This is a genomic window from Pedobacter nanyangensis, assembly GCF_003313505.1.
GTDB lineage: Bacteria > Bacteroidota > Bacteroidia > Sphingobacteriales > Sphingobacteriaceae > Pedobacter > Pedobacter nanyangensis.
In genome coordinates, this window is sequence record NZ_QMHO01000003.1 from 38881 (window position 1) to 65173 (window position 26293).

Genomic DNA, 26293 nt, shown 5'->3' on the forward strand with positions numbered 1-26293 from the left:
AAAGCAAAATACCTGCTGCGATCAATGTCATTCCCGCTTTCCGCTTTACTTCGCACCGCTGGCGCTGCTGCTCGTGCCCGCTACAATCGGGTTTATCGCACTACTGCTGTGCACAGGTTTAAGTATCCTAAACCCGATTGAAGTGGAAATACTTTTTGTTTTACCTGTAGGTTAAGGCAGTTCAGGAATAGATTCCTCTTTCCTTGCAACGATAGCAAAGGAACCACAAAAAGATTATAACGGAAAGCGGGACTAATGCTGCGATAAAAAGCTGACGAACATTGCTTTTCAAAAATAGAATTTGATGTTTTTATAATGACGATCAGTAGATGAGCTTATGGCTTGTACTGTCATCATCCATTACAAAATTAAACTAGCACCCTGTATTATCACCCACCATTAGAGAAGCGAAAATCCGAAGGATTTCCATCCTTATAGAGAAATATGTACGCGAAGTCATGCGACTCCGTAGGAGTCGTATACAAAGCACATAGGCCTATTTTTATAAATATTTGACCTCTTCGAGGTCTTAAACCTGAATTTATGGACAAGGTTTATACTTTTTGCTCATGGAACCCAGGTTTATTAAACCCGATTGTAATGGAAAGCCCACAGCCGAGTAAAACGAGGCGAGGACTTGTAATGAAAAGCGGGACTAATGCTGCGATGAAAGGCTGACAAACATTGCTCTCAAAAATAGAATTTGATGTTTTTATAATGACGATCAATAGAATGGTTAGTGGTATAGGCATTTCGTCATCTCGACCTTGTGGAGAGATCTTTGGATATGTTTATACAATGGTTAGTGATGGTTTAGTGCGGGTGGTTGGTGATAACACCAACCACAGGTCTAAAAATTTCCTTATCCGAGAAGCAACGTTCCTTCTATAAGTTTCGAATTTCTTGCTTTTACAAGCAATTTCCTCTTTAGAGCAGCAAAGTTTCCTTGTCCGAGAAGCAATGTTTCTTCTACAAGGTTCGAATTTCTTGCTCTTACAAGCAATTTCCTACTTAGCGCATCAAAGTTTCCTTATCCGAGAAGCAATTTCGACCCTCAAAAGCTCAAAGCCGAACCTTTTACAAACAATTTTGTCCATAAAGCAGCATATTGCTTTATCCGAGAAGCAACATTGAACCTCCAAGCTCCGAATTGCTCCTTTTAGAAGCAATTTACCTCTTGTTATCACCCATCATTAGAGAAGCGAAAATCCGAAGGATTTCCATCCTTACAGAGAAATATGTACGCGAAATCATGCGACTCCGTAGGAGTCGTACCCAAAGGACATAGCTCTATTTTTATAAATATTTGACCTCTTCGAGGTCTTAAACCTGAATTTATGGACAAGGTTTATACTTTTTGCTCATGGAACCCAGGTTTATTAAACCCGATTGTAATGGAAAGCCCACAGCCGAGTAAAACGAGGCGAGGACTTGTAATGAAAAGCGGGACTAATGCTGCGATGAAAAGCTAACGAACATTTCCAAATCGTTAAACCCCGAAATTTTAACTACCTTTGTCGCTCGAAGCAGAATTTCTTTAATCATTTAAAGCAACTCGAAAGTTAGTCCTTCAACAAATGATTGTTCTAGCTTCTTCGTAAGTATGCCTCCTTTGGGGTTGTTTTACTTTTTACTTTTTACTTTTTACTTTTTACTTAAAAAAGAATGTTATTTTCACAATTAAGGCTAATTGAGCCTATACTAAAAGCCGTTGAATCTGAGGGATATCAAAAGCCAACGCCCATACAAGAAAAAGCGATCCCAAGCATTTTAAAACTAAAGGATTTGCTGGGCTGTGCGCAAACAGGCACCGGAAAAACGGCGGCCTTTGCCATTCCGATGTTGCAGATTTTGCACATGAGGCACTTAAAAACCAACAAGAAAGCCATTAAAGCCCTGGTTTTAACCCCAACTAGAGAATTGGCTATCCAAATACAAGAAAGTTTTAGTGTTTATGGCAAAAACCTGCCGGTTAAAAACACCGTGATTTTCGGCGGAGTTGGTCAACAGCCACAGGTTGAAGCACTAAAAAAAGGAGTAGACATTTTAGTTGCTACCCCGGGAAGATTGCTAGATTTAATGGCGCAGGGACATATCAACTTGAGCGAACTAGAAATCTTTGTACTGGATGAAGCCGACCGCATGTTGGATATGGGATTTATCAACGACGTAAAAAAGGTTGTAAGTAAACTGCCCCAAAAAAGACAAACCTTATTTTTCTCGGCCACTATGCCTGCTGAGATACAAAAACTGGCCAATACCATTTTAAAAGATCCGGTATTGGTAGAAGTTACTCCCGTTTCTTCTACCGCCGAAACCATCAATCAATCCGTTTACTTTGTAGACAAACCGGATAAAAGGAAGCTCTTAAAACACCTGCTGGACGACCTTAAGATCAATCACACCCTGATTTTTACCCGTACTAAACATGGTGCCGACAGAATTGCGAGAGACTTGGTTAAAGATGGCGTGAAGGCTGCCGCTATTCACGGAGATAAGTCTCAGGGAGCCAGGCAACGTGCCCTAACCGAGTTTAAAGACAGAACTTTGAGGGTATTGGTAGCTACCGATATTGCCGCCAGAGGAATTGACATTGATGATTTAACCTATGTTTTCAATTACGACCTCCCCAATGTGCCCGAAACTTATGTGCACCGCATTGGCCGTACAGGCAGGGCCGGAGCCAACGGCAATGCCATTTCCTTTGTTGATGCCGAAGAAAACGAGTACCTCATTGCTATCCACAAATTGATCAAAAAGGTGATTCCAATTGTAGAAGATCACCCCTACCCTTTGAGCTGGCAAAGCATGCTGGCCAGTAAAGAAGTTGTGAGGAAACCACAAAAAGACTCCAAAGCAAATGCTGGAGCAGCGAGCAAAAAGAAACGGAAATTTCACAAGAGTAGAAAATAGCTGTGGAGCGCAACTGAGCTACAAAAATGAAACGATAGTCCGGCTTTCCGCTGTAGTCCCTCCCTTTGGTCGGGCGCTGCCGCTGCAATCCGGGCTATTTTACGCCCGTCCTGAACCCAAAATAAAGCCAGCCACCAAGTCACCAACGCCTATACAGGGGCAGTTTTTACCGTAGCGCTTCGTCACGCCGGTCTTATTCCGGCATCAGCTGGAATATGCCCTAACCGCAAATGCCAATTGATAGCCAACAATTTATATCATTGCTAAACAGGCATGCTATTAAGCTTTCCTAAGCTTAATAATTTTAAGCCAGTGCATCAATTTCATCATGGGGTAGGTTGGATCAAACTCCCACCAGCGAGTGGCAAAATTAGGCGAATTTGGCCTTTTATGGTGGTTATTCTGGAACAGTTCCCCCATCAACAGAAAATCCCAAGGTAGCGAGTTTTTACTATGGTCATCGTTATCGTGATTGGAGTACCCATATTTGTGCCCACACCAGTTTACAATTGCACCATGAATTGGGCCCATCAAAAAATGGATGGGCAGTAGTAAAAACATCCACCATGAGGTAGCAAAAGTTACATAAAACCAAATATAGAATAAACCGCATGCAATACGCCAAAACCATGAATCCCCTATTCTATCAATAATTGGCCACTCAGGATAGTTTCCTCTAAAAGCAGGTTCTGGCTCTATTTTATGGAGTAAATAAGCCAGGTACATATTCTTAGTAGCAATCATCATCCCAAAAACATCTTTAAAGAAGTGCGGCGAATGCGGATCTTTTTCGGTATCACTATAGGCATGGTGCATGCGGTGCAAAATGGCATAAGCCCGCGGATTTAAAAAAGAAGAACCTTGCGAAATCAACAATAACAGATAGAAAAAACGTTCCCAAAACTTATTCATCTTAAACATTTTATGCGATGAATAACGGTGAAGGAAAAAAGTTTGGCTAAACAATGATAAAAACCAATGTGCCAGGAAAAAATATAAAATAATCATACAAAAGGGCAAGAATAGCTTTCTTGCCATAAATTTATTTTGAGTTAATATTTGGGGACAAGGTTATCTTCCGAAATCGTCCTGAACGCGTACAATATCATCCTCGTCCGAAGGGTTATTAGCGTCTGTATGCTGCCATATTTCTGCTACCACGCCCCAATCGTCAAGTCCAATTAAACGATGGCGTTCACCTTGGTGCAGTTTAATCTGCTGGTTTACCGCATAGGTTTTAAGCTCGCCCTCTTGGTCGGTTTCGCTTGTTTTAATCCCAACGGTACCCGTAACTACCTGCCAAATTTCAGCCCTCCTATGGTGGTACTGCCATGAAAGCCTGGCATTTGGTGCTACAATTAATATTTTGGGGCTTAATTTACCCCCTATCTTTAAGGTATCTACATCCAATCTGTCAAAATAAGTATCGGCAAATTGCTGAGCTTGAGCTTCATCTATCACAAAAAAGCCACCCCAGGGCCTGGTTTCGTCCCTATTGATAACGTTAAATCCTTCTAATTTTAAGCGCTGGGCCACGCTATCAAAAATATCTCTCTTTTGAGTGTCCATAACTTCAAAAATAACAGTTAAATTCTAAAACAAATGTATTATTAGCTAGTTTTAAAAAATAAATGAATACTTATTGGCTGTTAGGAACAAGCAGCTATTTTACAGAGGTTGTTGTTGGGGCTATGCCCACGCTCGCCATGCCAAAGAAAGCCCTCCCCACTGTCGGTGTATTTTCTTTGATAGAAATTCAAATAGTTTCTTACTGGCCACTTTGCCTTTTTATTTGACGCTTACCAATAGCGATAAATCCCAGGAACAATATCAGCAACAAAAGCGTAATCAGCATGCAGTTAAAGATCACTTGCTGCAGCCCTAATTTGCTGACGTTTAAAAAAGGATATGGATAAAAATCAGCATAATTTCCCCTGGTGAGCACAAATAAGATATAAATCAAGGGAAAAACCAGCCATCCCCAAATGTTAGCCCATTTCAATTGATATTTGGGCACAAAATAAATCCAATAGGTTAAAAATAGAATGGGAACAATTACGTGGAGCAGTTCGTTTAGCACAATTGCCCAACCATTTAACACCCATAAAAATCTTAAAACCGCATTGTAAACCAATGCAACTACCGCAATATATACCGTAATGGCAGTAATTACACTTGGCTTTTTAAAGAACCTGCCCAAAGCAGTTTGGGGCATTAACAGTATTGCCGTTGCACATAGCGCTACCAGCAAATTACTGTCAATGGTAAAGTAGCTAAAAAACCTCACCAACAACTCACCACCAGTAGCCACTCCACTGTTAATATGCAAATAAAATTGAAAAACAAGGGCAAACCAGGTGGTTACCGTTAGCAAACCCAAATATATTTTTTCCGTTTGTTTCATGCTGCTCCATAAAAAAGCCACTTGTTAGGGCAAGTGGCTGTTCTTTTTAAGCTTGGGCGGTAGGGCCACCAAAACCCATAGGGAAAGGTGTTTCATCTTGGGTTTTAATACGCCCATGTGCGGCTTCAAACTTTTCGATATTGTCTTGCATGGCATGCATTAACCGTTTGGCATGCTCTGGAGTTAAAATAATCCTCGATTTTACTTTTGCCTTGGGGATGCCCGGCATCACCCTGATAAAATCCAACACAAATTCTGTATTGGAATGTGTAATAATTGCCAGGTTGGAAAAAATACCTTCGGCTACTTCTTCCGACAATTCTATATTTAATTGGTTTTCGTGCTGTTGTTGTTCCATATGAACAAAGCTAATACTTTAATTGAAAAGTGCTAAGTTTCTTAAAAAATGTTTACCGTCTTATGGTTACTATTATATGATCGTCGAATTTTAGAATGTATTGCGAACGAGCATTTGGGTAGCTAAGTGAGGCAATTGCTCATATTGCCAGTGTAAAGACTTACGAAGTTTTAAAAACTTCGTAAGTCTGCAGTTTGCCCACAAATTAAAATATTGCTTTATAAAAAAATCCCTAGCGAAAACGCTAGGGATTTATATTTACAAATGCTTTTCAGCACTGCTGCTTATTAAGCTTCTACTTCTTCTTGTTTTGAAGCCAATAATTTGTCGTACTCTTCTTGAGAACCTACAATGATACGCTCGTAGCCACGTACACCGGTACCTGAAGGAATCAAGTGACCAACAATTACGTTTTCTTTCAAGCCTAACATTTTGTCTTTCTTACCTGCAATTGCAGCTTCGTTCAACACTTTTGTAGTTTCCTGGAATGATGCCGCAGAAATGAATGATTTAGTACCTAATGAAGCACGGGTGATACCTTGTAGTACTGAACTTGCAGTAGCTGGCTTGGCATCTCTTACTTCGATCTGAGCTAAATCCTGGCGTTTCAATTGAGAGTTTTCATCTCTTAGTTTACGTAAAGAAATGATCTGACCTGGTTTTACGGTAGTCGAATCACCTGCTTCCACAACAACTTTCTTATCGAAGATTTCATCATTCTCATCCATGAAGTCCCAACGATCTACAGAATCGTTCTCTAGGAAACGGGTATCTCCCGGATCTTCGATATGGACTTTCTGCATCATTTGGTGTACAATTACCTCAAAGTGCTTATCATTGATTTTCACCCCTTGTAAACGGTAAACCTCTTGGATACCATTCACCAAGTATTCTTGTACTGCCGCAGGGCCTTTAATAGCCAAGATGTCTGCTGGAGAGATAGAACCGTCTGATAATGGCATACCCGCTTTCACAAAGTCATTATCCTGTACCAGGATGTGTTTCGAAAGTGGTACCAAGTATTTCTTCACTTCACCATCTCTAGATTCGATCGTAATCTCACGGTTACCACGTTTGATACCGCCCAAGGTTACTACACCATCAATTTCGGTAACAACGGCTGGGTTTGATGGGTTACGAGCCTCAAATAACTCCGTTACACGAGGTAAACCACCTGTAATATCTCGGGTTTTACCGGTAGCACGAGGAATTTTAACTAATACCTGCCCGCTTTGTACCGCATCACCTTCATCAACTGCAATGTGCGCACCTACTGGAATGTTGTAAGTTCTGATCAGCTCGCCTTTTTTATCCAATACCTTAATAGCAGGGTTTTTGGTTTTATCACGAGTATCGATAATTACCTTCTCGCGGTGGCCGGTCTGCTCGTCGGATTCTTCACGATAGGTAACCCCATCAATGATGGCATCAAATTCGATCTTACCTGCAAATTCCGAGATAATAACCGCATTATATGGATCCCAAGATACAATTTTATCGCCTTTGGCAACTTTATCACCTTCTTTCACATATAAAAATGCTCCATAAGGGATATTGTTGTTAACAATAACTTTATTAGTTCCCGGCTCAACAATTCTGAACTCCCCTGAACGGCCTAATACGATATCGATTACACCTTCTTCGGTAGTAGTTTGTACCGTACGTAAGTTTTCAAATTCAATAACACCATCAAATTTAGCGTTGATTTGCGACTCATTGGCAATGTTAGACGCCGTACCACCCACGTGGAAAGTACGAAGTGTTAACTGTGTACCCGGCTCACCAATTGACTGTGCAGCAATTACACCTACAGCCTCGCCTCTTTGAACACGTTTACCTGATGCCAGGTTACGTCCGTAACATAAAGCACAAACACCACGCTTGTTCTCACAGGTCAATACCGAACGGATTTCGATACCTTCCAATGGAGATTCTTCGATGGCCTTGGCTACATCTTCGTCGATATCTTGACCTGCGCCCACCAATAACTCGCCGTTTAACGGGTTGTACACATCGTGTAATGATGTACGACCCAAAATACGCTCGTATAAAGGCTCTACAATATCTTCGTTATCTTTCAATGCTGTAGTGTACATACCTCTTAAAGTACCACAGTCTACATCATTCACGATCATATCTTGCGCTACGTCATGCAAACGACGAGTTAAGTAACCCGCATCCGCCGTTTTTAACGCCGTATCCGCCAAACCTTTACGAGCACCGTGGGTAGAGATAAAGTACTCTAGTACCGACAAGCCTTCTTTAAAGTTCGAAAGGATCGGGTTCTCGATAATCTCACCACCAGAACCTGATTTTTGAGGTTTGGCCATCAAGCCCCTCATCCCTGCCAACTGACGGATCTGCTCCTTAGAACCACGGGCTCCAGAGTCAAGCATCATGTAAACAGAGTTGAAACCTTGATTATCTGATGATAACTGGTTCATTACAAACGTGGTTAAACGGTTGTTGATACGGGTCCAGATATCGATAATTTGGTTGTAACGCTCGTTGTTGGTAATGAAACCCATGTTATAGTTGTTTCTTACCTCTTCAACTTCATTGGCAGCTTGCTCCAATAAAGTGTGTTTCTCTACTGGGATGTTTACGTCTTGTAAGTTAAACGATAAACCACCACGGAAAGCACTTTGGAAACCTAGTTCTTTGATATCATCCAAGAACTTGGCCGAGCGGGCCATACCAGTCATTTTTACCACTTCGCCAATGATATCTCTTAAAGATTTTTTGGTCAATAGTTCGTTGATGTAACCAACTTCCTCTGGTACCATTTGGTTAAATAGCACACGGCCTACTGTAGTTTCAATCAGCTTGTTTACAATAGTACCATCGGCCTCTTTAACGTTAGCTTTAACTTTAATCCAGGCGTGCAGATCTACTCTTTTCTCATTGTAGGCAATAATTACCTCTTCAGCTGAGTAGAAATTCATATCCTGACCTTTTACTACTCTAGAAGCATCGGTTCTGCGGCCTTTAGTAATATAATAAAGACCCAAAACCATATCTTGAGAAGGTACGGTGATTGGCGTACCGTTAGCAGGGTTAAGGATATTGTGTGCAGCCAACATCAATACTTGGGCTTCCAAAATTGCAGCATTACCTAATGGTAAGTGAACTGCCATCTGGTCACCGTCAAAGTCGGCGTTGAATGCGGTACACACTAAGGGGTGTAATTGGATCGCTTTACCTTCAACTAATTTTGGTTGGAAAGCCTGAATACCCAAACGGTGAAGCGTAGGTGCACGGTTTAGCAACACTGGGTGTCCTTTCAATACGTTTTCAAGGATATCCCAAACCAGTGGGTCTTTTCTATCAACAATTTTTTTAGCTGATTTTACTGTTTTTACAACACCACGCTCAATCATCTTACGAATGATGAACGGTTTGTAAAGCTCAGCAGCCATATCTTTTGGTAAACCGCATTCGTGTAATTTAAGGTTCGGACCTACAACAATTACCGAACGGGCAGAATAATCTACACGTTTACCTAATAAGTTTTGACGGAAACGACCTTGTTTACCTTTCAAGATATCTGAAAGTGATTTCAAGGCACGGTTACCTTCAGTTTTAACAGCGTTTACCTTACGTGAGTTATCGAACAACGAATCCACAGCTTCCTGTAACATACGTTTTTCGTTACGTAAAATAACCTCTGGTGCTTTAATCTCGATCAAACGTTTTAAACGGTTGTTACGGATAATCACACGACGATATAAATCGTTCAAATCTGAAGTGGCAAAACGACCACCTTCCAATGGAACTAATGGACGTAACTCCGGTGGAATAACTGGAACGATCTTGATGATCATCCACTCTGGGTTATTCTCGATATTCTCTCTTGAGCTACGGAAAGCCTCAACTACTTGAAGACGTTTTAACGCTTCGTTTTTACGTTGCTGAGAAGTTTCGTTAGCTGCTTGGTGGCGTAAGTTATAAGATAAGCTATCTAAATCAATACGTTTCAACAAATCTTCCAACGCCTCTGCACCCATTTTGGCTACAAATTTATTAGGATCTTTATCGTCTAGGTATTGGTTTTCTTTAGGTAATTTATCTAAAATATCAAGGTACTCTTCTTCAGTTAAGAAATCCATGAACTGGATACCTTGCTCAGCCATTAAACCAGCTTGGATAACTACATAACGCTCGTAGTAAATGATCAAGTCTAATTTTTTGGTTGGCAAACCTAAAAGATAACCGATTTTGTTAGGTAAAGAACGGAAATACCAGATGTGCGCTACAGGAACCACCAAGTTGATGTGTCCCATACGCTCTCTACGTACTTTCTTCTCCGTTACTTCAACACCACAACGGTCACAAACAATCCCTTTATAACGGATGCGTTTGTATTTACCGCAATGACATTCGTAATCTTTTACCGGACCAAAAATACGCTCGCAGAACAAACCATCACGTTCTGGTTTGTAAGTACGATAGTTAATGGTTTCAGGCTTTAAAACTTCACCGCTTGAACGCTCCAAGATATTCTCTGGAGAAGCCAAACTAATGGTAATGGAAGTGAAGTTACTTTTTAATTTATTATCCTTTTTGTAAGACATATTCTTTTTGAGTTGAAAGTTAAAAGTGAGAAGTTGAAAGTGGTCGAGACCTTAAACTTTCAACTTTTTACTTTATACTTTAGTCTAACGTAATATCTAAACCTAAGCCGCGTAGCTCGTGTACCAATACGTTGAACGATTCTGGTACGCCTGGAGTTGGCAGGTTTTCGCCTTTAACAATGGCTTCGTAGGTTTTGGCCCTTCCAATAACATCATCCGACTTCACAGTCAAGATCTCTTGAAGGATATTAGCCGCACCAAATGCTTCTAATGCCCAAACCTCCATCTCACCAAAACGCTGACCACCGAATTGGGCTTTACCACCCAATGGCTGTTGTGTAATTAATGAGTATGGTCCGATAGAACGGGCGTGCATCTTATCATCAACCATGTGACCTAGTTTCAGCATGTAAATAATACCTACGGTAGTTGGTTGATCAAATTTCTCACCTGTTAAACCATTGTTCAGGTAAGTTCTACCAGAAGCTGGCAAACCGGCTTTAGCAATCCACTCTTCTACCTCATCGCTCTTAGCTCCGTCAAAAATTGGGGTAGCAAACTTCACCCCTAATTCTTTACCGGCCCAAGCCAATACGGTTTCGTAGATTTGGCCCAAGTTCATACGTGAAGGTACGCCCAGCGGGTTCAACACAATATCAACTGGTGTTCCGTCATCTAAGAAAGGCATATCCTCATCACGTACAATACGGGCTACAATACCCTTGTTACCGTGACGGCCTGCCATCTTATCACCTACTTTTAGCTTACGTTTTTTGGCCACATAAACCTTGGCCATCTGAACAATTCCTGATGGAAGCTCATCGCCCACGCTAATGGCAAATTTATCACGTTTGTAAGCACCTAGCTCTTCGTTTACACGGATACCATAGTTGTGCAACAACATTTTGATCTGCTCGTTTTTATCATCATCAGTAGTCCATTTATACGGATTGATATGAGCATACTCTAAGTCTACCAACATTTTTTGCGTAAACTTGGCGCCCTTAGCAATTAAAAGCTCTTTGTATACGTTAAATACGCCTTGCGAAGTTTTACCGTTCACAATTTGGAACAACTTGTCAACTAATTCGTTTTTCAAGTTTTCCATGGCAATGTTGTATTTCTTATCTAGCTTCTCAATGGCTGATTTTTCTTCCGCTTTAGAAGTTTTCTTAGCCCTGGAGAATAATTTAGTATCGATAACTACACCTTTGATTGATGGCGGAGTTTTCAACGAAGCATCCTTCACATCACCAGCTTTGTCACCAAAGATGGCGCGAAGTAATTTCTCCTCTGGTGAAGGATCAGACTCGCCTTTTGGCGTAATTTTACCAATAAGGATATCGCCTTCCTTAACCTCTGCACCAATGCGGATGATACCATTTTCATCAAGGTCTTTAGTAGCCTCTTCTGAAACGTTAGGGATATCTGGTGTTAGCTCCTCCTCGCCACGCTTAGTATCACGTACTTCAAGTTCAAACTCTTCGATGTGTAGTGAAGTAAAGATATCTTCTCTAACAATACGTTCGTTAATTACAATCGCATCCTCAAAGTTATATCCTTGCCAAGGCATGAAAGCTACTTTTAAGTTTCTTCCCAGTGCCAGTTCACCGTCTTGAGTTGCATAACCTTCACAAAGTACTTGGCCTTTGGTAACTTTCTGGCCTTTCTTAACGATTGGCTTCAGGTTGATACAAGTATTTTGGTTGGTTTTCTTGAACTTGGTTAATTTGTAGGTTTTGCTATCTCCTTCGAAAGAAACCAAACGATCGTCATCGTTTCTTTCATATTTGATTACAATCTGATTGGCATCTACATACTCTACTACACCATTTCCTTCTGCGTTGATCAAGGTTCTTGAGTCACGAGCAACGCGACCCTCTAAACCGGTACCTACAATTGGCGCTTCAGGACGTAGCAATGGTACGGCCTGACGTTGCATGTTGGATCCCATCAAAGCCCTGTTCGCATCATCATGTTCCAAGAAAGGAATTAATGAGGCTGCGATAGAGGTAATCTGGTTAGGTGCAATATCCATCAAATCTAATTTCTCAGGCTCAATGATCGGGAAGTCACCTTCGTAACGTGCTTTAACACGTGGCGTAGCGAAATTACCTTTATCGTCGTACTGAGCATTAGCTTGAGCGATAGTTTTGCCATCCTCATCTTCTGCAGATAAGTAGATGACATCTTCATTCACAGAAACCTTACCATCAACTACTTTTTTGTATGGAGTTTCGATAAAGCCCAGGCTGTTGATTTTTGCGTGAACACAAAGTGATGAAATCAAACCGATGTTTGGACCCTCAGGAGTTTCGATAGTACACAAACGACCGTAGTGCGTATAGTGAACGTCACGAACCTCGAAACCTGCACGTTCACGAGATAAACCGCCCGGACCTAAAGCTGAAAGACGACGCTTGTGCGTGATTTCTGCCAACGGGTTGGTTTGGTCCATAAACTGTGATAGCTGGTTGGTACCAAAGAAAGAGTTGATCACAGACGACAAAGTACGGGCATTGATCAAATCTGTTGGCGTAAACACCTCGTTATCGCGGATGTTCATACGCTCACGGATTGTTCTGGCCATACGGGCCAAACCTACGCCAAATTGTGCGTACAGCTGCTCACCTACCGTACGTACACGACGGTTTGACAAGTGGTCGATATCATCCACCTCTTCCTTAGAGTTGATCAGTTTGATCAGATACTTCACGATAGCGATGATATCGTCTTTAGTTAAAACTTTAACATCATCAGGAGTATCCATTTTCAACTTACGGTTGATACGGTATCTGCCCACATCACCTAAGTCGTAACGTTTATCCGAGAAGAACAAACGCTCGATGATACCTCTTGCGGTTTCCTCATCAGGTGGTTCTGCATTACGCAAAGCACGATAGATGTTCTCCACGGCCTCTTTTTCAGAGTTCGAAGTATCTTTTTGTAAAGTATTATATATAATGGTATAATCAGCTTGCGATGCACCGTCATCTTTAGACAAGATGATGGTCTTAACACCAGCATCGATGATTAAATCAATATGCTCGTCTTCTAAAATGGTATCCCTATCTAAGATTACCTCGTTACGGTCAATAGAAACTACCTCACCGGTATCCTCATCTACAAAATCCTCTACCCATTTTCTAAGTACCCTTGCAGCAAGCTTACGCCCGATATATTTCTTCAAGCCTGATTTGCTCACTTTTACTTCGTCAGCTAAATCGAAAAGCTCCAAGATATCCTTATCAGAATCGTAGCCAATAGCACGCAATAACGTTGTTACAGGGAATTTTTTCTTACGGTCGATGTAAGCGTACATAACGTTGTTCACGTCTGTAGCAAACTCGATCCAAGAACCTTTAAACGGAATTACACGGGCAGAATACAACTTGGTACCGTTGGTGTGGCGGCTTTGGCCAAAGAACACCCCAGGTGACCGGTGTAACTGCGATACAATTACACGCTCTGCACCGTTAATTACAAACGTACCTTTAGGAGTCATATAAGGAATGGTTCCCAGGTATACGTCTTGTATAATGGTTTCAAAATCTTCGTGCTCAGCATCGTTACATGAAAGCTTCAATTTAGCTTTCAACGGAACGCTGTAAGTTAGCCCACGGTCAATACATTCTGCGATGTCATAACGAGGTGGGTCAATAAAATAATCTAAAAACTCTAAAACAAAGATGTTTCTAGAATCTGTGATTGGAAAATTTTCAGCAAACACTTTGAACAAGCCTTCGGTGTGACGGTTGTCTGAGGTGGTTTCGATCTGAAAAAATTCTCTAAATGATTGCAACTGCACATCCAGAAAATCTGGATAATCGATAATGTGCTTACTACGTGCAAAATTTACTCTTTGGTCGACTTTATTTGCCAAGGGACTAAATTTAATTTAGTTTAAGAATAAACTATTTTTTGGTTTTAAAAAGGGAACATTCCATAAACCAAACAAAATGAAATGTTTATAAACGGGAATAGACTCCAACTTTACAGTCGGAGTCTTTTCTTTTGAGTTTTGTTAAAATTAAGTGATTACTTAATCTCAACTACAGCTCCAGCTTCTTCTAATTGTTTTTTAAGAGCTTCTGCTTCGTCTTTAGCAACACCAGCTTTCAATTCTTTAGGTGCACCGTCAACTAGGTCTTTAGCTTCTTTCAAACCTAAACCAGTTAAGTCTTTAACCAATTTTACTACTGCTAATTTTTGACCACCAGCATCTTTCAAGATTACATCAAAAGATGTTTTCTCTTCAGCTGCAGGAGCATCGCCACCAGCAGCAGGAGCAGCAACAGCTACTGCAGCAGCAGCAGGCTCGATACCGTACTCGTCTTTTAAGATTTGAGCTAACTCATTAACTTCTTTAACTGTTAAGTTTACTAATTGCTCAGCAAACGCTTTTAAATCTGCCATTTTATTAAGATTTTAAAAAATTTTACAAAATTGTTGTTTGTTTAAATACGAACTTATCAGGTGTTCGTTAACCTCTTTCTTGCAATGTTTTAACAATACCTGCAATTTTACCTCCGCCCGATTGTAGTGCAGAAACAACATTTTTAGCTGGTGATTGTAATAGACCAATGATTTCGCCAATAAGCTCCTCTCTTGATTTAAGGCTTACTAATGCGTCTAATTGGTTATCTCCAACAAAGATTGCTGTATCTACATACGCTGCTTTCAGCACAGGTTTCTCTTCTTTATTTTTCCTAAGGGCTTTGATCAGCTTGGCTGGAGCATTACCTACTTTAGAAAACAATAAAGCCGATTGGCCTTTTAATGCTGGGAAGATATCTGATGAGTCGCCTTCTAATCCTTCGATCGCTTTTTTGATCAAGGTATTTTTAGCAACCTTCATTTCGATACCACTCTCAAAACACTTGCGACGGATGCTATTTACTTTCTCAACAGATAGGCTAGAAGTATCGGCAATATAGAAATTACCATACTCTTGCATTTTCTCCTGTAGTGCTAAAACTACTTCTTGTTTTTCTTCTCTGTTCATAATTAGATCCCCGCTACTGATTTAGTTTCCACTGAAATTCCGGGACTCATTGTAGAAGACACGTGAATGCTCTTGAAATAAGTTCCCTTTGCTGCAGAAGGTTTTAATTTTGAGATCGTTTGAAGTACTTCTAACGCATTCTCGTATAGTTTCTCCGGAGAGAATGATACTTTACCGATTGAAGCGTGAATGATACCAGTTTTGTCAACTTTAAAATCGATCTTACCACCTTTTACGTCAGTTACAGCTTTACCAACTTCGTTAGTTACTGTACCTGATTTTGGGTTTGGCATTAAGTTACGTGGACCTAAAACACGGCCCAACTTACCAACTTTTGCCATACACGCAGGCGTAGTGATAATAATGTCAACATCTGTCCAACCACCTTCAATTTTAGCAACATACTCGTCTAAACCTACGAAATCTGCTCCTGCTGCCTTAGCTTCTTCTTCCTTATCAGGAGTTACCAAAGCTAAAACGCGAACAGTTTTACCGGTGCCGTGAGGCAATGTAGCTATACCACGAACCATCTGGTTGGCTTTACGAGGATCTACCCCTAAGGCTACATCGATATCTACCGATGCATCGAACTTAGTAGTAGTAATCTCTTTTACCAAAGCAGATGCTTCTTTTAAGGTATAAGACTTACCGGCTTCTAGTTTAGCGTGTGCTATTTTTTGATTTTTTGTTAACTTAGCCACTAGTGTAAACTGTTAATGTTAAATAATTAGTTAAAAGGCGCATCACCTGAAACAGTGATACCCATACTACGTGCTGTACCAGCAACCATACTCATTGCTGATTCGATAGTAAATGCATTTAAATCAGGCATTTTATCTTCAGCAATTGCCTTAACTTGATCCCAAGTCACCGATCCAACTTTTTTACGGTTAGGCTCAGCAGAACCACTCTGTAATTTAGTAGCATCCAATAATTGGATAGCAACCGGAGGGGTTTTGATGATGAAATCGAAAGACTTGTCAGCATATACAGTAATTACAACTGGTAAAACTTTACCTGGCTTATCTTGGGTACGAGCATTGAATTGTTTACAAAACTCCATGATGTTCACACCCTTAGCACCTAATGCAGGCCCTACTGGTGGCGATGGGTTTGCAGCTCCTCCCTTGATCTGTAATTTGATCAGTGCACTGACTTCTTTTGCCATTTTTTGTTTTTGTTTAATTAAAACTCAATGTTAAATTTTGGAAGCAATGTAACATTTAAGATCCCTTTGAGTGCATTATAACGCAAAAAGGACTGCAAAGATAAAAATTAACTTCCAGTCCTACAACACTTTTATAAAAATTATTTAATTCTTCTTGATGATCTCATAATTAGTTGTTGGATTAGCCTGAGGCATGATGTATCGGTTAAGCCTTGTACGCTAGGGCATCGAAATGAAAATCACTATAATCAACATGATTTGCCCATCTATATCTTTAATAACTTTTTGCTGATAATATTGTGTTTCATGTAATCCCTCATATGCCAAACCTTCAAAATGATAATCGCTAAATTGGCTATGATTTGAATTGTTTACCTCTGAAATACTTTTTAATCATCTTATATTACTTCAAAGTGCTGCATTATAAAACTATGGTTTGACTTTACAGGCTTAGATAGCCTTTGCTCGCTTTATACGTATTGCAAACTAACCTTCGCTAGACAAGTCTGTACCTACTTTAACAGGATATACTTCTACTTTACTAAGACAACTTGCCCCATATAGCATTATAATTTGAACCTTTCCATTAAATATAGGCACTAGAAACTTCTCTTCATTTAATGCCTTGGTAAACTGTTCTAAGGTATACAGGTTCTTAAAGTGCTTTACTGCACTTGTGTCTATCATTTTAACAAAAAAATTGGTAGCAGGCTTATAGTGTTCGGGTTTTGAATGGAAATCAAACTGAAACGTATCTTTTTCATAACCATATAGTTTCCAGTGTACTTTAAATGAGAAAATGGTATAAAAGCTATCTTTTTGAGAAGATATAAAATGATATTTCGTATTTAAATTTTCTTGTTGGCATATCACATAAATTGTATCTAATTTATTGCTTTTTTGTGCTTTTATTTCAATTATGCAAAATTGAAGTAAACACATAAATATTAAAAGTCTTTTCATAATCATCAAAAATTAATTACAAGGAATATTTTCTTTTCTTAAGCTATCATAAAAAGATATTCTACATACTTTTACTACAAAAATTGGCAGCCAAAAACCATCGACCTTCATTAGAGATATCTGTACCAAGCTTTACGGGGTATACCTCTACTTTACTACTACATTTGGACCCATATAGTATAATGATTTGGGCTTTTCCATTGAATATAAGTGTAAAAAAGCCTTGATTTTCAAGCTTTTTAGTAAATTGATTTAGTGTATAATATTTTCCACTATTAATAAAATTCTTTTCGTCTTTAATAAATGTTGACCATTCATTTATTCCACTCTTTTTAGGAGATAAATAGTAAAAATAAATATGATCTCTTTTGTGCCCGTGGAGTTGCCAGTCAATCTTGAAAAAAAAGCTGACTCTATTCTGATTCTCAAAGTTTGAAAGGAATTTACTGCTTATATCTTCAATATTTGTTCTGATATAAATAGTATCTAGTTTTTCATTTTGAGCATACAGTTCAAAGCGAGTGAATAAAATCAATGCAAAAGTTATAAACAGATAATTTTTCATAAGCGTAAAATAAAAGAATACATTATCCTTCACTGGATAAGTCTGATCCCACTTTTACGGGAAACATTTCAAATCTAGTAGAGCACTTTTCTCCATAAAGCATAATAATTTGAACTTTTCCATTTGCTATTGGTGCTAAAAAATTGTTATTTCTTAACTCCTTAGTAAACTGATCAAGGGTATAAACATTTTTTGCTAAACTTATCAGATTCTATAGGATTATGAACCCAGGTCATTTTTTCATCAGGGGATAAATAATATAAAAAAACATATCTTTTTTATATCCGTGAATTTCCCCGTCTACTTTAAAAAAGAATCCGATTGACAATTTATTTGTAGTACGAGATACTGTATAGAACTTATTAATTAAGTTCTCTTGATAACATATAACATATGTAGTATCTGTTTTTTTTGACGGCTGTGCAAAAAGACCAGTCGCACATATTGTTAAAATGCAGGTAAAAAGAAATATTTTTTTCATGTTCATCTTTATTGTACCAACATAAAACTTTCTATCCTAAGTCAAACTCATTTTAAGTATGTCTCAAATAAATAATAGAGTCCAACAGCCGTCTTTCTGCTAAAATTACCTGGACAAATCTTTTCATACAAAAACGCAGATTCATACTCGAGTAATTTTATTTCCTTTTTTGTAATTAAATAAATAATAAGTTTATCTGGATGAGTAGAAACTGTATATTTTTTCTCACAATTAGGTGCCCTGTTATCTACAACAACTTTCCAGATATCCATTGTTTCTTTTCTTTTCCAAAAACTCCTCAAAGTGTCCACAGGTAAATTAACAATAGTAAAATAAGGATTAATGTCTGCCGCACTTCCGAAATACTTATACTTCTCCAATGAAATTAAAGCACCTAACCTCTTAGGCATCAAAACTTTAAGATTATTCTGTATTGCATCATATTTAAAAGTGTTTATGGTGTCTCCCGTTTTGGTTAGTAATCCATAACGATGCGGGTCATAAGAAGCCGTTGGATATTCAATTATTATTGTACTATCGGCATTTTTCTGAAAAAACAAATGCAATGGGGTAACTCCATTTGATTGTCCAAATACTTGAAGATGAACAAAAATTAATGTAAAACACACTACTATTTTCTTTTTCATGGCAATTAGAATAGTTTTTAAAATATTATATATTAATTACATGGAATAATACTATCTACTTGGATTACCGAATTTAAAGTAACATATACGGTGTTAATAGCAGTAGGAGTACCAAAAAAGTCAACCATTTTAACACTTCCATCTATATTTTTAATAACTTTTTGCTGATAATATTGTGTTTCATGTAATCCCTCATATGCCAAACCTTCAAAATGATAATCGCTAAATTGGCTATGATTTGAATTGTTTACCTCTGAAATACTTTTTAATCATCTTATATTACTTCAAAGTGCTGCATTATAAAACTATGGTTTGACTTTACAGGCTTAGATAGCCTTTGCTCGTTTTATACGTATTGCAAACTAACCTTCACTAGACAAATTCGTAATTACTTCTACAGGATATACCTCTACCTTATTAAGACAACTTGCCCCATATAGCATTATAATTTGAACTTTTCCATTAAATATTGGCACTAGAAATTTCTCTTCATTTAAAGCCTTGGTAAACTGTTCTAAAGTATAAAGATTTTTAAAACGTCGTATCGCAATTGTATCTATGATTTTAACAAAAAAATTACTGGCGGGCTCATAATGTTCTGATTTTGAATTAAACTCAAACTCAAAAGTTTTCTTTTTATAACCATATAGTTCCCAATCTACTTTAAATGAAAAAACGGTATAAAAGCTATCTTTCGTAGGAGACATAAAGTGATATTTTGAATGCAGCTTATCTTGTTGACATACCACATAAACTGTATCCAATTTATTTTTTTTCTGCGCTTTTACGTTATTTATATAAAAAAGCAGAAAAGTAATTATTAAGATATTTTTCATATTTAAATATATTAATTGCATGACATATTTTCTTTTATCAAATCAATATAAAAACGATTATTTACATCCTCTAATAGCAGTTGATGGCCATTGACTTCCACAGTTTTCAGGCTGCCATCTGGGTTTTTAATTACATTATTTAGATAATATGATGTATCGGTTAAACCTTGATACGCAAGCGCATCGAAATGAAAATTATTATAATCGGCATGATTGGGATTATAAGTCAAAGAAAAACTTTTCAATCCATCTCGTATGATCTCAAAATTCCTTGCCATAAAGTTGTGATGCTCTGCTTTTAAAACTGGATTACCGCTAGTTTGTGCTTTCATACTTACATAATCCATCAATTCATTAAACGACATGTTACCCGGGTTCTTATCCCAAAGTGCAATAGCGCTAGCACCAAAAAGTTCATAAGTTTTCTGCAATAAATTGGCATGAAAAGCCTCATGCAGCAATGTCTTTACCCAATCCATTTGATAACCTTCGTTAATTCTATTTCTATTAAGCACCATATTATATTTGGTTGGGTTATTCGGGTCTTCACTCGTTTCTCCCCACGAAGTAGGCTTAGTGGTTCCAATCTTAAAAATCACGTCAAAACCTTTGCCCTTAAAAGCATTTAAAAGCGCCGTAAATTCTGGGTTGGGGTTATTGTTGTCTAAACCTAGCAGCTTTCTTAGCAGGCAGTTTATTTTCGGATTATTAATTACCGATGTATCAAGCTGTATGGTATTTGGGCAAGCTGTTATGCCCGTAGTTCCCCCAATGCACCCACAATCTGACAGGTAAGCACCTCCAGCCAACATTCCGGCACAATCTACCGGCCCGCCAAGGTCTGGTTCGGGATATGAATTGGGATCACTAAAACATGAAGTATAAAGAAATCTTGAGGTACTTCCTATTACATCGCCCCATGAATTATAATAAGTAGTAACCAGGTACCAATCTGTACATCCGGCGCTCATTAAATTCTTATTTCTACTTCTTTTACTTTGATCATTGGAAACCTTCAATCCTTCGTTGTAAACAGTCATCAAATCACTATCAGAAATATGATCTTCAAAATAACGCTTCTTTGCATTCCAAGCGATATGACTGGTGTAAGCTCCCTCTTTGCTTCTATATATAAAGAGCATGTAACTGCCGCCCATCTGACCTTTCCCAATCTTCATGGTTGCCACTGCACAAACAATATCTTTTCCAGCACTATCCTTAAAGGATTTAGCCGTCATCCAGTCTATTTCCTGGTCAATAGGCTGGCTTGTGCCATTTCCTGATCGAAGCTGAACCTTATCAATGGTATTAAGATACCAAGTCTTCGCATTTTCTATCGGATTTTCAACACGATCGGTCTTTTTACAAGAATTTACCAGCAATAAAGTAGTGGAAAAAACTAATAAGACTAGCGTTATTTTTGTAGATATAGTAGAATTTTTGAGCATATGTTTTTATAGATAGATACTAAATATAAAAAATTAAATCCCAAGAAACCAACAAAATAAAATATTTAACCTACACTGAATACGCTAATAAGGAATATGACAAGCAAGCGTACGTCCGAAATAAATAAACTGACATGCAAAAAGAACCTTAGAGAAGTGCCTGTATAAAGGTTCTATTACAGAATTGTAAGGCAAAAAAAAACCTCCAATAAATATTGGAGGTTTTTTATATCATCAGAAATATATTATTCTTTTTCTACTTGCATATAGTTAAGTTCAAGCGGCGTTTTACGTCCAAAAATCTTAACCATTACTTTTAGTTTTTTCTTCTCTTCGTTAACTTCCTCAATCACTCCGGTGAAACCGTTGAAAGGTCCATCCATTACTTTTACGTTCTCTCCAACATAGTAAGCAATGTTCATGGTTTCGCTTTGCTGGCTCATCTCATCAACCTTACCTAAAATACGGTTAACTTCGGCCTGCCTCATTGGGATAGGGTTACCAGCTTTATCACCTAAGAAACCTATTACACTGTTGATGCCCTTGATGACGTGTTCCAACTCACCGTCCAAAGCTGCTTCGATCAAAACATAGCCTGGGTAGTAGTTGCGCTCCTTGGCAATTTTCTTACCATCCTTCATCTGATAGTACTTCTCTGTTGGGATCAATACTTGCGGAACTAGATGGGAAACTCCTAAACGGCTAATCTCAGAATCGATATACTGTTTTACTTTCTTCTCTTTACCACTTACCGCTCTAACAACGTACCATTTTAGCTGATCGTTCATCTAATATTCTATTTTAAAGTGAATTGTAAAAAGTTTCAAGAACAAAATTGGCTCCTTTATCCATAGCCAAAATAACTAGGGAAATGATTGCCGATGCTACTAGCACCAACACTGCCGAGTTTTGCAAATCACCCCAAGTAGGCCAAGTTACCTTTTGGGTCATTTCTTCGTACGATTCTTTTATAAACTGAACTAGCTTAGCCATATTTAAAGTGTTGAATGTTTTAATGACTAAATGAGTGAATGATCATATCTGAAAGCAACTTTCAAATCAACCATTCACTCATTCAAGTACTTCATTGTGATATTGGCACGGGAACAAGGATTCGAACCCTGATCAAAGGTTTTGGAGACCTCTATTCTACCATTGAACTATTCCCGTGGGTAAAAATTAGCTAATCAACGAATTTGCTGATTAGCTAATTTATTTATGCTATAGCTATTAATTAAGCTAAGATTTCAGTTACCTGACCAGCACCTACTGTTCTACCACCTTCACGGATAGCGAAACGTAGACCTTTTTCCATTGCGATAGCGTTGATCAACTTTACAGTGATGGTTACGTTATCACCTGGCATAACCATTTCAGTACCTTCAGCTAGTGAAATTTCACCAGTTACGTCTGTAGTACGGAAATAGAACTGAGGACGGTATTTGTTGAAGAATGGAGTGTGACGGCCACCTTCTGCTTTTGACAATACGTAAACCTCTGCTTTGAAATCAGTGTGAGGAGTTACTGAACCTGGTTTACAGATTACCATACCACGACGGATATCAGTTTTCTCAATACCACGTAACAATAAACCTACGTTATCACCAGCCTCACCGTAATCCAAGATTTTACGGAACATTTCCACACCAGTTACGGTTGATTTCAAGTTCTCAGCACCCATACCTAGGATCTCAACTGGATCACCAGAGTTGATTACACCACGCTCAATACGGCCAGTAGCAACAGTACCACGACCAGTGATTGAGAATACGTCTTCAACAGGCATCAAGAAAGGAAGATCTGTCAAACGTGGAGGGATTGGGATGTAGCTATCTACAGCTTCCATTAACTCCATGATTTTAGCTACCCATTTCGGATCGCCGTTCAAACCACCTAGTGCAGAACCTTGGATAACTGGAATGTCATCACCTGGGAACTCATAGAATGATAATAACTCACGAACTTCCATTTCAACAAGCTCTAACAACTCAGGGTCGTCAACCATGTCAACTTTGTTCATGAACACTACAAGTGCAGGTACACCTACTTGACGAGCCAAAAGAATGTGCTCACGAGTTTGAGGCATAGGGCCATCAGTTGCAGCTACTACGATGATAGCACCGTCCATTTGAGCAGCACCAGTAACCATGTTCTTCACGTAATCCGCGTGACCTGGACAGTCAACGTGTGCATAGTGACGGTTAGCTGTTGAGTACTCAACGTGTGCAGTGTTGATAGTGATACCTCTTTCTTTTTCCTCTGGAGCAGAGTCAATTGAATCGAATGAACGTGCCTCAGATAAACCTGCATCAGCTAATACCTTAGTGATTGCTGCTGTCAAAGTTGTTTTACCGTGGTCAACGTGACCGATTGTACCGATGTTTAAGTGCGGCTTACTGCGGTCAAACTTTTCTTTTGCCATTTTTTTATACTTATTAGTAGGTTAAAATTTTTTATTTAATTATTGCTTTGATACAATTTCAATACAAAAAACCTTGTTCTTTCTGTATTTTCAACAGACTAAACAAAGTTATTTAGTTGTTTTTGAGCCAAAGATGGGACTTGAACCCACGACCTCTTCCTTACCAAGGAAGTGCTCTACCGCTGAGCTACTTCGGCTTTTTAGTTCTCAGTAGCATAAACAGTTTTCAGTAAAACTGCCAACTGCTAACCGCCAACTGCTCACTCTTTTTGTCAAGAGCGGAAGACGAGGTTCGAACTCGCGACCTATAGCTTGGAAGGCTATCGCTCTACCAACTGAGCTACTTCCGCTTTTTGATTAGCTATTTATCAAATTAGTTAATTAGCTAATGAAATATGGTGGGGAGAGAAGGATTCGAACCTTCGAAGTCTTGCGACAACAGAGTTACAGTCTGTCCCATTTGGCCACTCTGGTATCTCCCCCCTTTTACTCCAAAATTTGACATCCTGAAATAAAAAAGAGCCTCCTATCGGAATCGAACCAATGACCTACTGATTACAAGTCAGTTGCTCTACCAGCTGAGCTAAGGAGGCTTTTATCTTTTTTTTAATGTGGCGCAAATATATAAAAATTTGTATTCTTACCTAAATGCGTTCACATTTTTTTTCTTTTTTTAATCTTTCACAGAACTAACATTTCACCCGGAGCAGCTACCCCGTTTCCGAAATGGAATGCAAATATACACGCATTATTGTTAGCTGCAAATATTTTTTGAAAAAAAATTGGCGGGAATTTCCCGCCAATTTCATGCATTTATATTATCGCAAAATATAGCTCTAATAATCAGCCACTTCTCCGTTGGCTAAAATTGTTTTGTGCTCACTTAATTTTGCTCTGGTTTTGTCTTTATGTTTAGTGATCTGTTTTTTTAGTGATTCAATTGCGAGGTCTGTGGCTTCTTCAAATGTTTTGCACTGCTCTTTGGCAAACATTGTTCCGCCTGGTACAATAAGTTTTATCTCGCTTATCTTGTTGGCCTCGTCTTCCACGTTTTCTAGTTTTAAATATACTTCGCCACTTATGATCTGATCAAAAAATTGATCCAACTTATCTACTTTTTTCTGAATAAACTCCAATAGCTTCTTGTCTGCATTAAAATGGATCGACTGCACTCTGATTTTCATTTTTCCTCCTTTTTTACGCCCTAGGATGGGCTTGTTTATAAATGGACTTTAATCTTTCAACTGAATTATGTGTATATACCTGTGTTGCCGCCAAACTGGCATGCCCCAGCAATTCCTTAATGGCATTCAAATCGGCGCCGCGATTTAGCAGGCTGCTCGCAAATGAATGCCTCAGCACGTGAGGGCTTCTTTTATCTTGTGTGGATATCAATTTCAAACAACTATTCACAATACGATAGATGAGCTGTGGGTAAGCTTGGCCACCACTATTGGTAACGATTAGGTACGGGCTTTTGTTGTCAAAATTTTGCAAAGCTTTCGTTTCCATGAAATCTGCGAGGGCCTTCATTAGTGAACGGTGCAAGGGAATGATTCTTTCTTTACGCCTTTTACCCATCACCTTAACCGTTGATTCGTAGGCATTAACATCCTCGTTTTTGAGATTGATGAGCTCCGCCAGGCGCATCCCTGTACCAAACAAGATCTCTATTACTATTTTATCTCGCTGTCCGGAAAAAGAATCGCCAAAGCTGTGCTCCCGATCCAGTAGTTCATCCATTTTTACCTCTTCTACAAAAACGGGAAGTTTTTTGGGGGTCTTTAATGTTTTCACCAATCGGGTGGGGTTATCATTGATCACGCCTTCCCTATGCAAAAACTTATAAAAACTTTTTAAAGTGGACAGTTTTCTGTTGACAGCACTTTGGGCCAATCCTTTTTCAAGTTGGGCCACCATGAAATTCTTAATATTTAAACCTGCGGCTTTTTCTAGTTGGTCAACCGATTCCTTTTTTAGGAATGCTTCATACTGCAACAAATCGATACGGTACGATTGTAAAGTGTGTGGCGAATAACGCTTTTCATACTGCAAATATGTTAGAAAATCGTTGATTGACATATTACATTTGTAGATTGGTTGACGAGTCAATTTAGGAAAAAAAGAGCATCAAACAAGTTTTTTTTGGCAAAAAAAATGCCCCCAAAAAATTGGAGGCATTTATATCGCTGTGATCTAGGCTAGAACTACAAAGTTCCTTCTTGGTTTAAGCCTTGGATATATCTTGCTTTTTTAATCTCAGTACGGCGAGTTACAGATTTTTTCTCGTATGCTTGACGGCTACGTAGCTCTCTCAACACACCAGTTTTCTCAAATTTCTTCTTAAAACGTTTTAACGCTTTATCTAACGACTCACCATCTTTAATGTTTATAATAATCATAACGTTGAAAATACCTCCTCTCGCTTTTTTAAATTCCCTGCTTTAACTTGGGGATGCAAATGTAGATATTTTATTGGATATGAGAAAGTTTTTTATGCTTTAATTTT

General features: G+C 38.7%; 22 protein-coding genes and 5 tRNA genes. 1 reads left to right on the forward strand and 26 read right to left on the reverse strand.

Going from position 1 to position 26293, the window contains the following annotated elements:
• Nucleotides 1–1665: 1665 nt before the first annotated feature.
• Nucleotides 1666–2913 carry a DEAD/DEAH box helicase gene (locus DUT71_RS06170; RefSeq protein ID WP_113661681.1) on the forward strand — a complete coding sequence of 416 codons (1248 nt, stop codon included), beginning with the start codon at nt 1666–1668 and terminating at the stop codon, nt 2911–2913.
• 279 nt (nt 2914–3192) lie between these two features.
• Here the strand turns inward: DUT71_RS06170 and DUT71_RS06175 are convergent, their stop codons facing one another.
• The 26 genes from DUT71_RS06175 to rpsU form a co-directional block, all read right to left on the reverse strand.
• Nucleotides 3193–3921 carry an acyl-CoA desaturase gene (locus tag DUT71_RS06175; RefSeq protein ID WP_113661682.1) on the reverse strand — a complete coding sequence of 243 codons (729 nt, stop codon included), beginning with the start codon at nt 3919–3921 and terminating at the stop codon, nt 3193–3195.
• Nucleotides 3922–3984: 63 nt separating this feature from the next.
• The gene (locus DUT71_RS06180) at nt 3985–4482 is read right to left on the reverse strand and encodes a cupin domain-containing protein (RefSeq protein ID WP_113661683.1); all 498 of its coding nucleotides are present in this window, start codon (nt 4480–4482) and stop codon (nt 3985–3987) included.
• Between the two features lie 199 nt (nt 4483–4681).
• A complete protein-coding gene (locus DUT71_RS06185; RefSeq protein WP_113661684.1) occupies nt 4682–5317 on the reverse strand; it encodes a Pr6Pr family membrane protein in 636 nt (211 codons plus the stop codon).
• Nucleotides 5318–5363: 46 nt separating this feature from the next.
• Nucleotides 5364–5675, reverse strand: coding sequence for a DUF3467 domain-containing protein (locus tag DUT71_RS06190; RefSeq protein WP_113661685.1), 312 nt, complete (start codon nt 5673–5675; stop codon nt 5364–5366).
• Between the two features lie 287 nt (nt 5676–5962).
• On the reverse strand, nt 5963–10249 hold the full coding sequence (rpoC, locus tag DUT71_RS06195) for a DNA-directed RNA polymerase subunit beta' (RefSeq protein WP_113661686.1): 4287 nt from the start codon (nt 10247–10249) through the stop codon (nt 5963–5965).
• A 79-nt stretch (nt 10250–10328) separates the two neighbouring features.
• A complete protein-coding gene (gene rpoB, locus DUT71_RS06200; protein ID WP_113661687.1) occupies nt 10329–14132 on the reverse strand; it encodes a DNA-directed RNA polymerase subunit beta in 3804 nt (1267 codons plus the stop codon).
• A gap of 155 nt (nt 14133–14287) precedes the next feature.
• Complete coding sequence (gene rplL / locus DUT71_RS06205; protein WP_113638764.1) at nt 14288–14665, reverse strand: 50S ribosomal protein L7/L12; 378 nt, start codon at nt 14663–14665, stop codon at nt 14288–14290.
• 67 nt (nt 14666–14732) lie between these two features.
• Entirely contained in the window at nt 14733–15254 is a 522-nt protein-coding gene (rplJ, locus tag DUT71_RS06210) for a 50S ribosomal protein L10 (RefSeq protein ID WP_113661688.1), read from the reverse strand.
• A 2-nt stretch (nt 15255–15256) separates the two neighbouring features.
• Entirely contained in the window at nt 15257–15955 is a 699-nt protein-coding gene (gene rplA, locus DUT71_RS06215) for a 50S ribosomal protein L1 (protein WP_113661689.1), read from the reverse strand.
• Nucleotides 15956–15981: 26 nt separating this feature from the next.
• Entirely contained in the window at nt 15982–16422 is a 441-nt protein-coding gene (gene rplK / locus DUT71_RS06220) for a 50S ribosomal protein L11 (RefSeq protein ID WP_113638761.1), read from the reverse strand.
• A 486-nt stretch (nt 16423–16908) separates the two neighbouring features.
• The gene (locus DUT71_RS06225; protein ID WP_113661690.1) at nt 16909–17385 is read right to left on the reverse strand and encodes a hypothetical protein; all 477 of its coding nucleotides are present in this window, start codon (nt 17383–17385) and stop codon (nt 16909–16911) included.
• A 61-nt stretch (nt 17386–17446) separates the two neighbouring features.
• On the reverse strand, nt 17447–17950 hold the full coding sequence (locus tag DUT71_RS06230; RefSeq protein WP_113661691.1) for a hypothetical protein: 504 nt from the start codon (nt 17948–17950) through the stop codon (nt 17447–17449).
• A gap of 528 nt (nt 17951–18478) precedes the next feature.
• A complete protein-coding gene (locus DUT71_RS06240; RefSeq protein ID WP_113661693.1) occupies nt 18479–19078 on the reverse strand; it encodes a hypothetical protein in 600 nt (199 codons plus the stop codon).
• A 362-nt stretch (nt 19079–19440) separates the two neighbouring features.
• Nucleotides 19441–19914 (reverse strand): hypothetical protein, encoded by a 474-nt coding sequence (locus DUT71_RS06245; RefSeq protein WP_162795955.1) that lies wholly within the window; start codon nt 19912–19914, stop codon nt 19441–19443.
• An 11-nt stretch (nt 19915–19925) separates the two neighbouring features.
• Nucleotides 19926–21362: a hypothetical protein gene (locus DUT71_RS06250; RefSeq protein WP_113661695.1), complete on the reverse strand. Its 1437-nt coding sequence runs from the start codon at nt 21360–21362 to the stop codon at nt 19926–19928.
• 245 nt (nt 21363–21607) lie between these two features.
• Nucleotides 21608–22150 (reverse strand): transcription termination/antitermination protein NusG, encoded by a 543-nt coding sequence (gene nusG, locus DUT71_RS06255; protein ID WP_113661696.1) that lies wholly within the window; start codon nt 22148–22150, stop codon nt 21608–21610.
• Between the two features lie 13 nt (nt 22151–22163).
• Nucleotides 22164–22355 (reverse strand): preprotein translocase subunit SecE, encoded by a 192-nt coding sequence (gene secE / locus DUT71_RS06260; protein ID WP_113646961.1) that lies wholly within the window; start codon nt 22353–22355, stop codon nt 22164–22166.
• Between the two features lie 103 nt (nt 22356–22458).
• Nucleotides 22459–22532: transfer RNA gene (locus DUT71_RS06265), tRNA-Trp, on the reverse strand.
• A 64-nt stretch (nt 22533–22596) separates the two neighbouring features.
• Complete coding sequence (gene tuf, locus DUT71_RS06270; RefSeq protein ID WP_113661697.1) at nt 22597–23784, reverse strand: elongation factor Tu; 1188 nt, start codon at nt 23782–23784, stop codon at nt 22597–22599.
• Between the two features lie 125 nt (nt 23785–23909).
• A tRNA-Thr gene (locus DUT71_RS06275) sits at nt 23910–23981 on the reverse strand.
• Between the two features lie 80 nt (nt 23982–24061).
• Nucleotides 24062–24134: transfer RNA gene (locus DUT71_RS06280), tRNA-Gly, on the reverse strand.
• Between the two features lie 46 nt (nt 24135–24180).
• Nucleotides 24181–24266 (reverse strand) — tRNA-Tyr (locus tag DUT71_RS06285).
• 38 nt (nt 24267–24304) lie between these two features.
• Nucleotides 24305–24377 (reverse strand) — tRNA-Thr (locus DUT71_RS06290).
• Between the two features lie 243 nt (nt 24378–24620).
• On the reverse strand, nt 24621–24968 hold the full coding sequence (hpf, locus tag DUT71_RS06295) for a ribosome hibernation-promoting factor, HPF/YfiA family (protein ID WP_113661698.1): 348 nt from the start codon (nt 24966–24968) through the stop codon (nt 24621–24623).
• 13 nt (nt 24969–24981) lie between these two features.
• Nucleotides 24982–25866, reverse strand: coding sequence for a tyrosine-type recombinase/integrase (locus DUT71_RS06300; RefSeq protein WP_113661699.1), 885 nt, complete (start codon nt 25864–25866; stop codon nt 24982–24984).
• Nucleotides 25867–25991: 125 nt separating this feature from the next.
• On the reverse strand, nt 25992–26186 hold the full coding sequence (gene rpsU, locus DUT71_RS06305) for a 30S ribosomal protein S21 (RefSeq protein WP_113646965.1): 195 nt from the start codon (nt 26184–26186) through the stop codon (nt 25992–25994).
• Nucleotides 26187–26293 lie beyond the last annotated feature (107 nt).

Bases quoted from the DNA above. Each gene is read 5' to 3' on its own strand.
- DUT71_RS06170 (WP_113661681.1), top strand. From the start codon at position 1,666: ATGTTATTTTCACAATTAAGGCTAATTGAGCCTATACTAAAAGCCGTT.
- DUT71_RS06175 (WP_113661682.1), bottom strand. From the start codon at position 3,921: ATGATTATTTTATATTTTTTCCTGGCACATTGGTTTTTATCATTGTTT.
- DUT71_RS06180 (WP_113661683.1), bottom strand. From the start codon at position 4,482: ATGGACACTCAAAAGAGAGATATTTTTGATAGCGTGGCCCAGCGCTTA.
- DUT71_RS06185 (WP_113661684.1), bottom strand. From the start codon at position 5,317: ATGAAACAAACGGAAAAAATATATTTGGGTTTGCTAACGGTAACCACC.
- DUT71_RS06190 (WP_113661685.1), bottom strand. From the start codon at position 5,675: ATGGAACAACAACAGCACGAAAACCAATTAAATATAGAATTGTCGGAA.
- rpoC (WP_113661686.1), bottom strand. From the start codon at position 10,249: ATGTCTTACAAAAAGGATAATAAATTAAAAAGTAACTTCACTTCCATT.
- rplL (WP_113638764.1), bottom strand. From the start codon at position 14,665: ATGGCAGATTTAAAAGCGTTTGCTGAGCAATTAGTAAACTTAACAGTT.
- rplJ (WP_113661688.1), bottom strand. From the start codon at position 15,254: ATGAACAGAGAAGAAAAACAAGAAGTAGTTTTAGCACTACAGGAGAAA.
- rplK (WP_113638761.1), bottom strand. From the start codon at position 16,422: ATGGCAAAAGAAGTCAGTGCACTGATCAAATTACAGATCAAGGGAGGA.
- DUT71_RS06225 (WP_113661690.1), bottom strand. From the start codon at position 17,385: ATGAAAAGACTTTTAATATTTATGTGTTTACTTCAATTTTGCATAATT.
- DUT71_RS06230 (WP_113661691.1), bottom strand. From the start codon at position 17,950: ATGAAAAATTATCTGTTTATAACTTTTGCATTGATTTTATTCACTCGC.
- DUT71_RS06240 (WP_113661693.1), bottom strand. From the start codon at position 19,078: ATGAAAAAGAAAATAGTAGTGTGTTTTACATTAATTTTTGTTCATCTT.
- DUT71_RS06245 (WP_162795955.1), bottom strand. From the start codon at position 19,914: ATGAAAAATATCTTAATAATTACTTTTCTGCTTTTTTATATAAATAAC.
- DUT71_RS06250 (WP_113661695.1), bottom strand. From the start codon at position 21,362: ATGCTCAAAAATTCTACTATATCTACAAAAATAACGCTAGTCTTATTA.
- nusG (WP_113661696.1), bottom strand. From the start codon at position 22,150: ATGAACGATCAGCTAAAATGGTACGTTGTTAGAGCGGTAAGTGGTAAA.
- secE (WP_113646961.1), bottom strand. From the start codon at position 22,355: ATGGCTAAGCTAGTTCAGTTTATAAAAGAATCGTACGAAGAAATGACC.
- tuf (WP_113661697.1), bottom strand. From the start codon at position 23,784: ATGGCAAAAGAAAAGTTTGACCGCAGTAAGCCGCACTTAAACATCGGT.
- hpf (WP_113661698.1), bottom strand. From the start codon at position 24,968: ATGAAAATCAGAGTGCAGTCGATCCATTTTAATGCAGACAAGAAGCTA.
- DUT71_RS06300 (WP_113661699.1), bottom strand. From the start codon at position 25,866: ATGTCAATCAACGATTTTCTAACATATTTGCAGTATGAAAAGCGTTAT.
- rpsU (WP_113646965.1), bottom strand. From the start codon at position 26,186: ATGATTATTATAAACATTAAAGATGGTGAGTCGTTAGATAAAGCGTTA.